General features: G+C 69.4%; 14 protein-coding genes and 1 pseudogene. 9 read left to right on the forward strand and 6 right to left on the reverse strand.

The genetic code is table 11. The annotated features are described in order from the left end of the window. The first annotated feature begins 510 nt into the window (after positions 1–510). The 5 genes from ACIRPU_RS09455 to ACIRPU_RS09475 all read left to right on the forward strand — a co-directional run bounded on the left by ACIRPU_RS09455 (position 511) and on the right by ACIRPU_RS09475 (position 5,516). A complete protein-coding gene (locus tag ACIRPU_RS09455) occupies positions 511–1,350 on the forward strand; it encodes a helix-turn-helix transcriptional regulator (RefSeq protein ID WP_403863931.1) in 840 nt (279 codons plus the stop codon). A gap of 247 nt (positions 1,351–1,597) precedes the next feature. Beyond that, the gene (locus ACIRPU_RS09460; protein ID WP_403863933.1) at positions 1,598–2,191 is read left to right on the forward strand and encodes a TetR/AcrR family transcriptional regulator; all 594 of its coding nucleotides are present in this window, start codon (positions 1,598–1,600) and stop codon (positions 2,189–2,191) included. 106 nt (positions 2,192–2,297) lie between these two features. Continuing rightward, positions 2,298–3,038, forward strand: coding sequence for an NADPH-dependent F420 reductase (locus ACIRPU_RS09465; protein WP_403863936.1), 741 nt, complete (start codon positions 2,298–2,300; stop codon positions 3,036–3,038). Between the two features lie 271 nt (positions 3,039–3,309). After that, positions 3,310–4,008: a nitroreductase gene (locus ACIRPU_RS09470; protein ID WP_403863939.1), complete on the forward strand. Its 699-nt coding sequence runs from the start codon at positions 3,310–3,312 to the stop codon at positions 4,006–4,008. Between the two features lie 167 nt (positions 4,009–4,175). After that, complete coding sequence (locus tag ACIRPU_RS09475; protein WP_403863941.1) at positions 4,176–5,516, forward strand: NtaA/DmoA family FMN-dependent monooxygenase; 1,341 nt, start codon at positions 4,176–4,178, stop codon at positions 5,514–5,516. 15 nt (positions 5,517–5,531) lie between these two features. On the opposite strand, the gene ACIRPU_RS09480 is transcribed toward ACIRPU_RS09475, so the two are convergent. Together ACIRPU_RS09480 and ACIRPU_RS09485 are read right to left on the reverse strand one after the other, a co-directional pair. Then, on the reverse strand, positions 5,532–5,687 hold the full coding sequence (locus ACIRPU_RS09480) for a hypothetical protein (protein WP_403863943.1): 156 nt from the start codon (positions 5,685–5,687) through the stop codon (positions 5,532–5,534). Between the two features lie 5 nt (positions 5,688–5,692). Continuing rightward, a complete protein-coding gene (locus ACIRPU_RS09485; RefSeq protein ID WP_403863946.1) occupies positions 5,693–6,085 on the reverse strand; it encodes a hypothetical protein in 393 nt (130 codons plus the stop codon). 966 nt (positions 6,086–7,051) lie between these two features. On the opposite strand from ACIRPU_RS09485, the gene ACIRPU_RS09490 reads away from it, so the two are divergent. After that, positions 7,052–7,216 (forward strand): hypothetical protein, encoded by a 165-nt coding sequence (locus tag ACIRPU_RS09490; RefSeq protein WP_403863949.1) that lies wholly within the window; start codon positions 7,052–7,054, stop codon positions 7,214–7,216. A gap of 225 nt (positions 7,217–7,441) precedes the next feature. On the opposite strand, the gene ACIRPU_RS09495 is transcribed toward ACIRPU_RS09490, so the two are convergent. Then, entirely contained in the window at positions 7,442–8,602 is a 1,161-nt protein-coding gene (locus ACIRPU_RS09495; protein ID WP_403863952.1) for a flavin-containing monooxygenase, read from the reverse strand. 259 nt (positions 8,603–8,861) lie between these two features. Here ACIRPU_RS09495 and ACIRPU_RS09500 point away from each other — a divergent pair, with 259 nt between their 5' ends. The 3 genes from ACIRPU_RS09500 to ACIRPU_RS09510 all read left to right on the forward strand — a co-directional run bounded on the left by ACIRPU_RS09500 (position 8,862) and on the right by ACIRPU_RS09510 (position 11,856). Continuing rightward, on the forward strand, positions 8,862–9,464 hold the full coding sequence (locus tag ACIRPU_RS09500; RefSeq protein WP_403865043.1) for an ABC transporter ATP-binding protein: 603 nt from the start codon (positions 8,862–8,864) through the stop codon (positions 9,462–9,464). Further along, complete coding sequence (locus ACIRPU_RS09505) at positions 9,461–10,261, forward strand: hypothetical protein (RefSeq protein ID WP_403863954.1); 801 nt, start codon at positions 9,461–9,463, stop codon at positions 10,259–10,261. Before ACIRPU_RS09500 ends, ACIRPU_RS09505 begins: the two co-directional genes overlap by 4 nt. A gap of 389 nt (positions 10,262–10,650) precedes the next feature. Next, the gene (locus ACIRPU_RS09510) at positions 10,651–11,856 is read left to right on the forward strand and encodes a PP2C family protein-serine/threonine phosphatase (protein WP_403865046.1); all 1,206 of its coding nucleotides are present in this window, start codon (positions 10,651–10,653) and stop codon (positions 11,854–11,856) included. A 151-nt stretch (positions 11,857–12,007) separates the two neighbouring features. Here the strand turns inward: ACIRPU_RS09510 and ACIRPU_RS09515 are convergent, their stop codons facing one another. The 3 genes and pseudogenes from ACIRPU_RS09515 to ACIRPU_RS09525 all read right to left on the reverse strand — a co-directional run bounded on the left by ACIRPU_RS09515 (position 12,008) and on the right by ACIRPU_RS09525 (position 13,410). Then, entirely contained in the window at positions 12,008–12,286 is a 279-nt protein-coding gene (locus ACIRPU_RS09515) for an SDR family oxidoreductase (RefSeq protein ID WP_403863957.1), read from the reverse strand. Between the two features lie 43 nt (positions 12,287–12,329). Further along, a pseudogene (locus tag ACIRPU_RS09520) lies at positions 12,330–12,464 on the reverse strand (hypothetical protein); the annotation flags it as partial. Between the two features lie 64 nt (positions 12,465–12,528). Further along, positions 12,529–13,410, reverse strand: a complete 882-nt coding sequence (locus ACIRPU_RS09525; protein WP_403863960.1) for a helix-turn-helix domain-containing protein — start codon at positions 13,408–13,410, stop codon at positions 12,529–12,531. Positions 13,411–13,506 lie beyond the last annotated feature (96 nt).

Raw genomic sequence — 13,506 nt, forward strand, 5'->3', positions numbered from 1 at the left:
TGTAGTGGCGTACGCGGAACAGCAGCAAGCGGGAAGGTCCTGTTGGGCCACATCATGGACGAACGCGAGCTGGAACGCCTCGGGGAGGGACTCACCGGACGCGCGGAACGGTGAGGAAGCGTCTTCGGCGTCGCCACGCTCGTCGCACGGGAGGCGCCCCGCTGCGTCCTGAGTGCCGTCGGGAAGGCGAGCGCCTGGCCGACACTGCGCACATCGTCGTCCGCCAGCCCGGCCGCGAGGCCCGGGGACGTTCCCAAAGCGTCGGGCGCCGTCGACGGGGGACCGTCGCCGCACGCCGCCTTCCATACCCGGTGGCCTGCGGCGTGCCGTCGACGGCCAGCGCATTTCCCAGCGGGTCATGCAGGTCAAGGGCCCATCGGGTCTTCCTGCCGCGAGCGGCCTCGGCATCGGCCTCACTCAGGGGCGGCTTGGCGCGGGTGGGAGAGGAGGGCTCAGCCATGGATCAGTGGTCTCTGGATAGCCGGGCGGGATACGGCGAGGATGGACGGCATGGACAAGAAGGAACTGGCGGAATTCCTGCGCCACCGACGTGAGACGCTGCGGCCCCGCGACGTCGGACTGGTCGAGGGGCCGCGCAGGCGTACCCAGGGACTGCGCCGCGAGGAGGTCGCGCAGCTCGCCGGCATGTCCACCGACTACTACGCCCGGCTGGAACAGCAGCGTGCTCCGCAGCCCTCCGTCCAGATCACCACGGCGCTGGCCCGGGCGCTGCGGCTGTCCCTGGACGAGCGCGATCATCTCTTCGTCCTCATCGGCCACAACGCTCCGGCCCGCTGCCACCGCTCCGAACATGTCAGCCCGACGCTGCTGCGGGTCCTGGACCGCCTGGACGACTCCCCTGCCATGGTGCAGACCGATCTGTTCGACACCCTCGCGATGAACCCCTTGGCCGTGGCGCTGCTCGGCGACCAGACCCGCCACACCGGTCTGGCCCGCAGCGGGTACTACCGCTGGTTCATGGATCCGGCCGAACGTTTGATGGTTCCCGAGGAGACCCACGAAAGCCACGGCCGTGCCCAGGCGGCACGTCTGCGGGCCGCGCTGACAGCCGGCAGCGACACCCCTCGAGCCGCCCGGATCCTCGCCGACCTCCAGGAACACAGCCCCGAGTTCGTCCGCATGTGGGAACTTCAGGAGGTCGCACAGAGCTACGACGACTGCAAGACCATCCTGCATCCCGAACTCGGCCGCATCGACGTCGACGCTCAGCTCCTGTACACCGAGAACCGCGCCCAGAGCCTGGTGGTGCTGACCACCCGCCCCGGCACCGAGAGCCACAGCAAACTCGAACTGCTCTCCGTCATCGGACACCAACAGCTCACCCCCTGACGTCCTGGACCGGGTACCGGGCCGGGCTCGGCGCGGGAGGGGCCGGACAAGGGCACGCTGGAACGGTGCAGCCCGCACCCCTTCTGTCCTGCGATCTACGGCCAAATATGTTGGCCCCCTGCGATGTCCGGACTCCGCGCCCAGGCCGCCGGTTTGACCGGACGCTGCCTCCGTTTTACTCTCGACTAAGTGCGGAGGCAGCATCCGTTTTGATGCGGCCGCAGGATCACGAGAGTCAGGAGGGCGCATGAGCGCCGGTGAACAGCGGGGACGCAGGCCCCGCGCGGACGTCCAGCGCAACCGCGCTGCCCTCCTGGAGACCGCGCAGCGTCACTTCCTGCAGCACGGGGTCGGCACTTCTCTCGAGGCGGTGGCCAAGGAGGCGGGCGTCGGGCCCGGCACCCTGTACCGGCACTTCCCTACCCGGGAGGCACTGCTGGCGGCCGTGCTGCAGACACGCTCCGAGGAGCTGGTGGCCCGCCAGGCGGACATCGAGCAGCTCGGCGACCCGGCCGAGGCGCTGGAGCAGTGGCTGCGGGCGATGGAGGAGTACTTCAGCGCCTTCAGCGGGCTGCCGGACCCGCTCATGGCCGCGGCCCGGGCGCAGGAGCCGGACAACCCGCTCACCATTCCCTGCCACATCCTCATCACCGCCACCGATCAATACGTGCGAGCCGCACAGCTCGCGGGGTGCGTGCGCGCGTCGGTGCGGGGGTACGACCTATTCCTCGCCGCCTGCTCCATCGCCTGGATCAAAGGCAACGGCGCCGAAAAGGAGTCGCTCGACCGGCTCCGCACGCTCATCGCGAGCGGCTACCGCCAACAGGACACCCAGGCGTAAACCGCCGGGCACCCCGCCCCGGCCCCCGCAACGCCAGGCGGCACCATGACCCGGCCATCACATCGCGCTGCCCTCAGGGGCAGCGCAACCTCTGAAGGAACAAATCATGAAAATTACTGTCATAGGCGCCGGTGCCATCGGCGGGAACCTCGCTGCCAAGCTCAGAACGGCCGGTCACGACGTCCAGGTGGCCGACGCCCGCGGCCCCGAGGCCGTCCGGGCGGAGGTGCTGGAGTCCGGGGCCCGCGCGGTGGAGCTCTCCGACGCCGCCGTCCAGGGCAGGGACGTCATCGTCCTGTCGATCCCGTTCGGGGTGGCGGGGCAGCTGGCGGACCTGTTCGCGTCGGCGCCCGACGAGACGGTGGTCATCGACACCTCGAACTACTACCCCGGCATGCTCAGCGAGCCGATCGAGGCGGTGGACAACGGCCAGGTGGAGAGCGTGTACACCGCCGAGCAGCTCGGCCGCCCCGTGGTCAAGGCGTGGAACGCCGCCCTGGCAGAAACGCAGCGCACCAAGGGTGTCCCGGCCGGAACGCCCGGCCGCCTCGCCATCCCCGTCGCCGGCGACTCCGAGGAGGCGCGGAAGGTGGCCATGAGCCTGGTGGACGACACCGGCTTCGACCCCTGCGACGCCGGCACGCTGGCCGACTCCTGGCGCCAGCAGCCGAACAGCCCCGCCTACTGCACCGAACTGACCCTCGACGAGCTGCCGACGGCCCTGGCCGCGGCCGACCGCGTCAAGGACGCGGCCATCCGCGACAGCCTCCCGGAACGCTTCGCCGCCCTCCCGGCCAACCCCACCGTCGACGACGTCGTCGAGATGAACCGCGCCGCCCACCGCTGAGACACCCGACGCGGCACTCGTGCACCCAACGGCACGAGGGCGGCAGCGCCGGCACGCCGCGAACACACAAAGACGAACACGAAGAGCGCACAGTCCCCCACGCTGCAGCCTCGGCACCCCGCTGCCTGCGAACATCCGCAAGCCTGCAGGTACCCGCAAGAGTGCATCTCGCGTCCGGCCCTCACTTCGGTTGCCACCTCGCATGGCCTGCCGTACTGCGCTGTGCCGCGGCCGCCGTGGCGGCGACTGCGCGCCATGGAGAGGAACCGCCTTGCCCGACACCGCATCGCCCTTTACCGAGATCGCACGCTCCCGACGCTCTCCCCGGCGGTTCCTGCCCACCTCCCTGTCCCCTTTGGACATCCGCGGTGTGCTGGAAGACGCACAGACGGCCCCCTCGAACAGCAACACCCAGCCGTGGACGGTGCACGTCGTCTCGGGTGCGGCGCGGGAGTCCCTGGGCAACGAGCTACTCCGGGCCGAGGAGGAGGGAGGGACCTCTCCGGATTTCACTGATGGCTACGGCGAGGGCATCTACCTCGAGCGGGCGCAGGCCCTGGGCGCGAGCAACTACCGGATCCGGGGCGTGGAACGCTCGGACCGGGACGGCAGGAGGGCGGCGGTCCGCGAGAACCTGGAGTTCTACGGCGCTCCCCATGCCGCCTTCCTGTTCATGCCGGCGCTCGGCGACGGGGTGCGGACGGCCGGCGACATCGGCATGTACGCGCAGAACTTCCTGCTCTCGTTGGCGGCCCGGGGGCTGGCCGGCATCCCGCAGACCGTACTCGGCGTCTACGCCGACATCGTCCGCGAGTTCCTGAGTGTCCCCGCGGAGCTCAAGCTGCTGTTCGGCATCTCCTTCGGCATGGCCGACCCGGCGGCACCGGTGAACACGCTCCGCACGGAGCGGGTTCCGCTGCAGCGGAGCGTGGTCCTCCACGACACACCCGGAGTCCTCGACAGGCCGTAGATCCTCCGCCCGCAGAACCATCCGGTGCCGTGCCCGGGTTTGGGGCCGACACTCGGCCCCAAACCCGGGCACGGCACGGCCTTTGACCACCCCGAAGATGCCTCCGTCCTCGAGAAAGCAAGGGGAGGTGTTCTCCCCTTTCCATCGCTCATCCTGGAGAAGTAACCGTGACAAGCCGACAGATGGTCCTGGGCATGCAGTTCAGCGGCGGATACGGGGCCGCACCCGGGGCCTGGCGGCTGCCGGGCGCGAACCTGAACAGCTACACCGACATGGACCAGTTCGTGCGGTACGCGCAGGCCGCCGAACGCGGCAAGATCCAGCTGCTGTTCATCGCGGACACCCCGGTCCTGGACGTCGATCTCGACCACCATGCCCCGCACCACATGATCGACCCCCTGCTGATCCTGACCGTCCTCGCGCGCGAGACCGAGCGGATCGGCCTGGTCACCACCGCCTCCACCACGTTCACCGAGCCCTACAACCTCGCCCGCCAGTTCAAGGCCCTGGACGTGATCAGCCACGGCCGGGCCGGCTGGAACGCGGTGACCACCTCCGACCCCGCAGCCGCGGCGAACTTCGGCGCGACGATCCCGCCGCGCGCGGAGAAGTACGAGCGTGCCCATGAGGTCATCCAGATCGTGCAGGGGCTGTGGGGCAGCTGGGAGAAGGACGCCTGGCTGCTCGAGGTCGAGGCGAAGCTGTTCGCGGACATGGACAAGATCCAGCCGGTCAACCTGCAAGGCAAGCACGTCGCCTCCCGTGGCCCGCTGCCCATCCCGCCGTCCGAGCAGGGTCAGCCGGTCATTTTCCAGGCGGGCGGAGGCAGTTACGGCCTGGAGCTCGCGGGCCGTTACGCCAGCGGCGTCTACGCCAATCCGTACACCATCGAGGACGCCCGGGCCCAGCGCCAGGCCCTGCGGGACGCCGCCGAGCGCGCCGGCCGCGACCCGGACGAGGTGAAGATGCTCGCCGGCTTCATGCCGACCATCGCCCCCTCCCGCCAGGCCGCCCTGGAAAGGCGCCGCTTCCTGGACGAGGTCGTCGACCTGAACCAACGCGTCCGCTACCTCGGCGCCATGATCGGCCTGCCGCTCGGCCCCGGCCAGCTCGACGAGCCCTTGACCGCGGCCCAGCTCGCCGACGCCATACCCAGCCCGCACGACCCACGCTCCGCCCGCGCCCTCGAAGTGGCCCGGGAAGGCTGGACTTTGCGCGACGTGCTCGCCCACGGCGTCATCGACTACCACCCGGTGGTCGCCGGCACCGCCGCCGACGTCGCCGACCACATGCAGCAGTGGTTCGAGGCAGGGGCATGCGACGGCTTCTCGATCGCCATCGACAGCTACCACGACGGCTTCGACGCCTTCGTCGACCAGGCCGTCCCGATCCTGCAGGAACGCGGCCTTTTCCACGACGACTACGAAGGCCCCACCCTGCGCGAGAACCTCGGCGCCCATGAGCAGTACGGCCTGGACCCGCGCCTCGTAAAGCCGGCCCGGTCATGACCACCACCGGAAAGGTCAGAGAGAGTGCCTCGTGAGCGGCCGCCACTCCAGCCCGAACAGGTTCCACGCCTCCGTGCCGCCCTTGGCGCGGTAGGCGAACCGTAGATCCAGGGGGTACGGGGAGCCGAGGGCGATCACGTCCGCCAGGAGCTGTGCGTGCGACTCCGGCATGTCCGTCACGCGGCTGCCCGGGTGCGGGAGGCGAGCTGCGGGAAGGCGTCCTCCCATACGGTGCGCACGGTGCGACCGACGAGGATGCGCAGCACGGGCCACATCTCGAGAAGCAGGTCCTGGTCGAGGTAGTGAGGCAAGTCGTCGTGCAGGCCCTCATGCAGGACAGTGCGGTACAGGCCCATGCGCCGGCGAGGGTTGCTTATGTCGTACGAGGTCATCCCGGACCAGGCGATGTGCAGCGGCAGCTTCACAACCCCCTGGGTGGGGCCGCGCAACACGTCCAGTGACTCCGGCAGACGACGCTGGAACTTCTCCCGGTACAGCGCGAGGTCGTCGGTGTCCGGGCCCGAGAGATCCCTCGGTGCGGGAGCGGGGTGCTGTGGGCTGGAGGGCATGGACCCCATTATGGCGGTGCGAGAAGAGGCGACCGGCGTGATGTGTGAGCCCGTGGTTGGAATGAGCCGCGGTGTCTCGGGAGATGCTTGAGACGGCAGTCGCTCGTGACGCTCGTTTGACGCTCCGGCTGGTTCGCGGTCCCTCTGTCGGGCAGGAAAATTGTGCCTGACCTGCATGTTTTTCGATCGAGCTTCCCTGTGACATCTTTCCGATGACGCATCACGTGGAGTGCGTGGCTATTCTTGAGCCTGCCCAAAAAGGGCTGTGACCTGGGGTTTTCTTGGATTCTTCAGGATTGGCCGGCGGTGTTCGACCTGTTTCCCGAAATGAACGCGGTTGAACCTGTCCTGGCATAGGAGAGCGGGTTTGACCTGCGGCTTTTGTAGACGTCTCGGGAAATGATGGACTCTTTCTCCGCGCTGCGTGGGGCATACGCGAAACGGTCCTGACGCTCATTTGACGCAGCTTCTGACGGAGCGCCAGGGAGGCCAGCTCGCCTGCTTGGCCGCGGCTGGCCCTGACGTACTCGTCCGCGGCCGCTCTGTCCCGCGTCGGGACAGGCGATCCTGTCTTCGTCGGGGATGGTCTCCGCCTGTCAGAGAGCAGGGGCGAGATCCACCGGTCGCCTCCGGGAGCGGCCCGTCGCCGTCAGCTTATGAGGGTGCGATTGCCTCGCGCCTGTGTACGGCGAGCGGACGGCCAACCCGACCGGGTGCGCCGGTATCCGTCGGACATGAACGGACGCGGGGTGGGCGGCCGTCCGGCCGTTGCTGCCGGTGCCGACCTGGCTTCCCGGCCTGCCCTCCTACGCCGTCGCGGGCGTACTGACCAGCGGCAAGGTCTCCATCACGGCCGGCCTGACACCCACTCGACGCATCCGTTGAGGGAGATGAACCCGACGACGATCCGTCCCGCGCGCTGACCGTGGCGCACCCGACGATGCCGGCGCGACGTACATCTCACTGATGGGCAACACCTACGGCATGCGGGTCACCGGCGAGTCGACCAGCGGCCGCTATTGCCTGATCGACATGCACGTCCCCGACGGCGGCGGCCCACCGCCACACCGGCCTGACTTCGAGGAGATGTTCACCATCCTCGAGGGCGAGATCGTTCGCCTTCCGCGGTGAAAGGCACACCGTAGAGGCTGGGTAAGGATGCGCCGGCGCAGCTCGCCACATCCATGCCCGTGCTCTCCGCCGAAACGTCCACGCCTGCCTCCGGCCGTCTCGCGGCGTCCGATCGCCCTGCCAGCAAGAGCCGTTGAAGTGTCAGGTTCCCGAAGCTCCGACAGCTCGGAGTGTGCCCTTTGCGGAGTGTGTCGGCCATGCGATCGCCGAGCGGGGGGAAATGGGTTACCCGCGCCTCTCGCGGCGGAACGCGTGGGCGATGGCGCGCGCCTCGATGCCCGCCTGTCGAAGGACACCTGTGAGGGGATTGGTGTATCCGGCGAAGTAGAGACGCGGGGCCCCGGGATGGGTCTGTGCCCCTACGGCGAGGGGGCGCCCCTCATCGTCGAGTACGCCCAGGGACCCGACCAGGTCGTGCAGGTCGGGCCGGTACCCCGTGGCGGCGATGACCGTGTCGGGTCGCAGGCGGGTGCCGTCGGCCAGTATCACGTAGGGGCCGTCGAACGCCTGGACGGCCGCGACCGGTTCGACCTGCCCGGAGCGGACGGCGTCCACGAAGCCGTGGTCGAGCACCGGGTTGACCGCTTCGCGGGCGTTGCGGGTGTACAGGCCCGTGCGGGGCCGCGGCAGTCCCCGAGAGGTCAGGTCGGGCACCGCGAGACGTTGCGTGAGCAGGGAGGTGCGGTCGCGCCACGCGAGCGGGAGGGCCTCCGTCAGCCGGCCGGCCGCATGCCATCGGGCGCTGGAGCGGGGCAGGATGTTGGGTGGGGTACGGACCGCGATCCGTACCCGTTCGGCTCCGGCTCCGGCCAGGACGCTCGCGATCTCGGTCCCGCTGTTACCGGCGCCGACAACGAGGACGTGCTGCCCGCGGTAGGGGGCTGGACAGCGGTAGTGGGCCGAGTGCAGCAGCGTGCCGGTGAAAGTCGAACACCCCTGCCAGTCGGGGATGTTCGGGGTGTGGCAGCGTCCGGTGGCCACCACGACCGCGCCAGTGGGCACCGAACCGTCGGGAGTATGGACCAGCCACCGCGCTCTCGAACCCGGCTCGGCCCGCTCGATGCGCTGCACCGGGGTTGCCAGCCGGACGTCGAGCCGATGATGGACGACGTACCCCTGCAGGTAGCGCACATAGTCGTCCCGGCTCACCCACCGGCCCGCCTGGCGCGGCACCGGCAGGCCGGGGAGTTTCGACGTGCTGGGAGTGGTGTGCAGGCGCAAGTGGTCGTAGCGCTGTGCCCAGCTCGCTCCCACGTGGTCCGACCGTTCCAGGACCACGGCCGGCTCTCCGGAGCGGTTCAGCAGCGCGGCGGCCGACAGGCCGTGGGGGCCGGCTCCGATCACGATCGTGGGAGCGCTGAGGTCTCGTGGTGGTGTCGTGGGCATCGCCTCCTACAACGGCGCACCGCGGCGCACGTCACGCCCAACTGGCGGTCGGAGACAAGCGGATGACCACCGTTACACCGGCGGTGCGCAGTCGTTGGACACCGGGCAGCAGACCTTGCGGGGGGGCATGAGCCTGCGGGGCCCTGGTCCTGCCTCTGTGCGGGCCTTTCCTCCGGGTTCGGCCCGCTCGACCTGTCCGATCCTTCGAGGGGCTCATGTGCCGGCAGTGACGACGCGCCACCGGTCACACCGGCCACGGCTGCGGATCAGCGGAGTCTGCAAGGGGTACGGCGGCAGGCAGGTCCTGCACGATGTGGATCTTGATGTGTCTGCCGGGACGCTGGTGGGAGTCGTCGGCGAGAACGGGGCGGGGAAGAGCACTCTTCTGGAGATCGCCGTGGGGCACCTCGCACCCGATCGCGGAACGGTGACACGGACCGGGACGGTGGGGTACTGCCCGCAACGGGCGGTGCTGAACGACGGGTTCACCGTCGGACAGCATCTGCGGTTGTTCCAGATGGCCTACCGGCTGCCGACACTGGAGCGCGCCGACGAGCTGATGGAGCTGCTGGCGCTGACCGGCTGCCGGCGGCAGCCGGCCGGCGAGCTCAGCGGCGGAACGCGACAGAAGCTGAACCTGGTCATCGCTCTCATGCACGATCCGCAGTTGCTGGTCCTGGACGAGCCCTACCAGGGCTTCGACTGGGACACCCATCAGCGGTTCTGGACCCTGGCCGCCGACCTGCGTGATGAGGGCCGGTCCATCATCGTGGTCTCTCATCTGCTGCACGACCTGCACCACTTCGACGCGATCGCTCACCTGCGCCAGGGCCGTCTGCACTTCAAGGAGCCCGACCGATGAACCTCTCCCGGACGGCATTCACCGAACTGCTGCGCTGCACTTTGCTGGGTCACCTGCGCAACCGGCTGGCCCTGGTTCTGGCGATCGCGTTCATCCCCGTCTGGATCGCCGTGGCACGCCTGTGCACCTCCGGCCACGTGGTGCACATCCGGCTCGACGCCATCAGCACCCCCGTCCACGCCCCGGCCAGCCAGGCCGGCCAGGTGGCCAGCGCGCTGGGCGCCATCACCATGGTCGCCGGCTTCATCGCCTTCACCGAGACCTTCCAATCGCGGGAGATGGACCGCCGTCTGCTGCTGGCGGGCTACCCTCGGCTGCCGATACTGCTGGCCAAGCTCGCTGCCGTCGCCCTCACCGCCGCCCTGCTGGCCCTCTACACCACGATCCTGCTGTGGGTCTCCCTGCCCGTACGCCACACAGCACCCCTGGCGCTGGCCCTTGCGGGCGCCGGCCTCGTCTACGGCGGCATCGGTCTTCTGCTCGGTTCTCTGGTCCGCGGCGAGCTGGAGGGCTTCTTCCTCATCATCATGCTCAGCCTGGTCGACACCGGCCTGCAGAATCCCGTCTTCAACACGCTCATGGATGTGGCGGGCGTGTCCGCGCTTCCTCTGTACGGCGTGAACCAGCTGGCGCTGAGCTCAGCCCTCACCCCGCACATCCCCTGGTCACACGGCCTGCTCTCCCTCACCTGGTCCGCAGCGACCGGCGCTCTGGCACTGCTCGTCCTCCACACGCCCCGCCCTTCCCGCTCCCCGTGGTCTCGCAGAACGAGAGTCCAGACAGGGCGGTCACGGTGAGGAAGGTCTCCCTCCAGGGCCCTGATCGATGGCAAGTTCCGCGCGACGCCGCCAGGGCTCCGGCTGGCGGACTGGGCGCTGTTCGACCACGGATCACGTCAGCGGGATCGATCGGCGTGAGTGTCTTCCACTACCCCTCAATGCCCCCCATGCGGCCCCAGGTGGGGCGCGAATCGACACGTATTGCGACCCCCTGTCGCTGTGGTGGATCTTCGACCAGGTCGAGCGGGCGATCTTCCAGTGACGGGGCCGCCGTCCGGTCGTGGCGGTGCGGTCGAAGCATCGCCCGTGATCGGCCGCGGTTGACGCCCGGCGTGGCAGCTACCACGCTGGTGAGGGGCGGCGAAAGGACCGCGGTCGTGAGTGGTGGGCGCAGTGGGTATCCCGAGCTGCTGACGGCTGCGGAGACGGCGGCGCCGGCGGAGGCCGTCGACGTGTTCGCGGAGGAGTTGCGGCGGCGTTTCGGCGCCCAGAAGGTGTCGTTCCTCATCGTCGATCTGACGGGGAAGGCGGTGGCGCGGCTCTCCACAGCCGGGACGGTGGAGGAGGGGCGGGATGTGGAGCGGATTCCTCTCTCCGGCAGCGTCTACGAGGTCGTGATCCGGACCCAGCGGCTGTGCCAAGAGGCGATGGACCAGGGGCAGCGGGTGATCGTGCCGGTCACCAACCGCGGAGACGCCATCGGGTTGCTGGAACTGCTCCTGCCGACCACCCCCGGCCCGGACGTCCTGGAAGCGGTCGAGGAAGCCGCTCACGTGCTGGCGTACGTCGTGATCGCCAACGGGCGCTTCACCGATCTGTACACCTGGGGCAAACGCTCCCGGCCCTCCACCCTGGCGGCGGAGATCCAGTACCAGCTGCTGCCCCAGTCGCTGTCGTGCGAGGCTGCCCAGTTCACTCTGTGCGGGAGTCTGGAGCCCTCCGCAGCCCTGAGCGGCGACACCTTCGACTACGCCCTGGACCGTGACACTCTGCACGTATCGGTGACCGATCCCATGGGCCACGACATCGACGCGGCCCTGGCCGCCACGGTCCTGGTGGGCGCCCTGCGCGGCGCCCGCCGGGCAGGAGTCGGCCTCGCCGAGCAGGCCCACCTGGCCGACCAGGCCCTGGCGGGCCACAACCGCGGCCACGCCACCGGACAGCTGCTGCGCATCAACCTCCATACGGGGCGGGCCCAGCTCGTCAACGCCGGCCACCCATGGCCCCTGCGTATGCGCGACGGGATCACGGAGACGATGACCTGCGAGGTGGACCACCCCTTCGGGCTGTCCGTGGACGTGCCCCACCCCTACCGGGTCCAGGACCTCGATCTGCGCCCCGGTGACCGTCTGCTCATGCTGACCGACGGCATGCTCGAACATCACGGAGAGAAGGTCGATCTGCCTGCCCTGCTGGAGGGGAGCCGGGATCTGCACCCCCGGGAGGCCGCGCTGATGTTGACCTCCGCAGTCCTGGACGCGGCCGGCGGCCGGCTCGAAGACGATGCCACCGTGATGTGCCTGGACTGGCACGGTCCCCAGCACACGCAGCGACACGTCAGCTCCGGCGCGGACACCCGTCAGGCCTCGGCCGCCCGTATGAAGCAGCCGTGACGGCGGGCGTTCTCCCGGAGCATCCTGGCCGCGGACTCGAGTGACGGTGAGGGCGGTCCCGCCCGCTCGTCTCCTGCCAGGGGGCCAGGGGGGATGCCGTCTGTTCCGCCTGTTGCCGGTGGCTGCGACAGGTGGACGTCGAACGTGGTTGTCATCGGGCAGCGCGAATATCGGTTCGCAGCGCCGACCGGAGCCAGTTGACGATCGGTTCGGGGACGTGGCTGGAGTTGGCCTCGATCATCGGGGCGTGGCCGTTTCCGGTCAGGCCGGTGTCGGCGCCGCCGATGACCACAGCGCCGTGGGCGGAGAGCGCCTCTCCGATGACGTGGCTCGCCGCGTCGGAGCAGAGCCACAGCACGGTCTGGGCTACTTCCTCCGGTTGGCCCAGGCGGCCGATGGGCGTTACCGAGAGCATGCGGTCCTTCACCACGTCGGGGAGGGCTGCGATGAACGGTGTGTCGTCCGATGACGCCGTGCTTGGACGCGGTGTACGTCGCCGGCCAGTACCCGCCGACGAGCCCGGACGCGGAGGCGGTGTTCACGATCGCTCCGCCGCCGCTTTCGAGTATCGCGAGGTCCGGCGGCACACGCTCAGGAGTCGATGTCACAGGACGGCGCCGTCAGCGTCGGATGATCTCTTCCAGCCGCCTTCATGGCGGTGGCCCGTCGCGGTCAGCCGGCGGGGGAGGAGGCCGGCAGGTCCTGGTCGGCGGCCCAGGAGGCCAGGATGCGCAGCCGTTCGTGGGTGGGGGAGCCGGGCGCGGCGGTCCAGACGGTCAGATGCTGGTCGGGGTCGGTGTTGGCGGTGAGGGTGTCCCAGTCCAGGACGAGTTCGCCGACGACCGGATGGTCGAGGGTCTTCGTGCCCACGGTGCGGGCGGCGACGTGGTGATCGCCCCACCAGCGGGCGAACTGCTTGTCCCGAAGGGACAGTTCACCCACCAGCTCGATCAGGCGGGGGTCCTCGGGATACTTCGCGGCCTCCATGCGGAGCTGGGCGACGGCGATGTGCGCGGAGCTCTCCCAGTCGGCGTACAGGGTGCGCATAGCGGGGTCCGTGAAGATGATCCGCGGGTAGTTGCGGTGCTTCTCCTCGATGCGGGAGAAGTCGGTGACCAGGGCGGCGGCCAGCGCGTTCCAGGCCAGGATGTCCCCGCGCCGGCCCTGCACGACGGCCGGAGTGGCGGTGAGGTCGTCCAGGACCCGTTGCAACTGCGGCTGGACCTTCTGCCGGCCGCGGCGCCGGGTGCGGGTGGTGGTCTTGCCCGCCAGCTGGAAGAGGTAGCCCCGCTCGTCGTCGTCCAGATGGAGCACCCGCGCGAGGACGTCCAGCACGGGCGCCGATGCCTGCATACGGCCTTGTTCCAGGCGGGTGTAGTAGTCGGTGCTGATACTGGCGAGCTGGGCGACCTCCTCGCGGCGCAGCCCCTCCACCCGGCGGGGCCTGTCGGTCTCGGGCAGGCCGACCGTGCGCGGGCTCAGCACGGAGCGGCGCTTCTTGAGGAATTCTCCCAGCTCATTGAGGGGGACGTTGGCGGTCATGCTTCCCAGCATGGCACCGATCGCATCTGCGCAAGGGGGGAGAGTTTCCTCCCCGGATGTTTCTCTCCCGGGATACTTCTCTCCGCTTTTCGCGCCTGTTCTCGCGTG

It is taken from the genome of Streptomyces sp. NPDC102259 (assembly GCF_044766465.1).
Taxonomy (GTDB): domain Bacteria; phylum Actinomycetota; class Actinomycetes; order Streptomycetales; family Streptomycetaceae; genus Streptomyces.

Bases quoted from the DNA above. Each gene is read 5' to 3' on its own strand.
- ACIRPU_RS09455 (WP_403863931.1), top strand. From the start codon at position 511: ATGGACAAGAAGGAACTGGCGGAATTCCTGCGCCACCGACGTGAGACG.
- ACIRPU_RS09460 (WP_403863933.1), top strand. From the start codon at position 1,598: ATGAGCGCCGGTGAACAGCGGGGACGCAGGCCCCGCGCGGACGTCCAG.
- ACIRPU_RS09465 (WP_403863936.1), top strand. From the start codon at position 2,298: ATGAAAATTACTGTCATAGGCGCCGGTGCCATCGGCGGGAACCTCGCT.
- ACIRPU_RS09480 (WP_403863943.1), bottom strand. From the start codon at position 5,687: ATGCCGGAGTCGCACGCACAGCTCCTGGCGGACGTGATCGCCCTCGGC.
- ACIRPU_RS09485 (WP_403863946.1), bottom strand. From the start codon at position 6,085: ATGCCCTCCAGCCCACAGCACCCCGCTCCCGCACCGAGGGATCTCTCG.
- ACIRPU_RS09490 (WP_403863949.1), top strand. From the start codon at position 7,052: ATGGGCAACACCTACGGCATGCGGGTCACCGGCGAGTCGACCAGCGGC.
- ACIRPU_RS09495 (WP_403863952.1), bottom strand. From the start codon at position 8,602: ATGCCCACGACACCACCACGAGACCTCAGCGCTCCCACGATCGTGATC.
- ACIRPU_RS09505 (WP_403863954.1), top strand. From the start codon at position 9,461: ATGAACCTCTCCCGGACGGCATTCACCGAACTGCTGCGCTGCACTTTG.
- ACIRPU_RS09525 (WP_403863960.1), bottom strand. From the start codon at position 13,410: ATGCTGGGAAGCATGACCGCCAACGTCCCCCTCAATGAGCTGGGAGAA.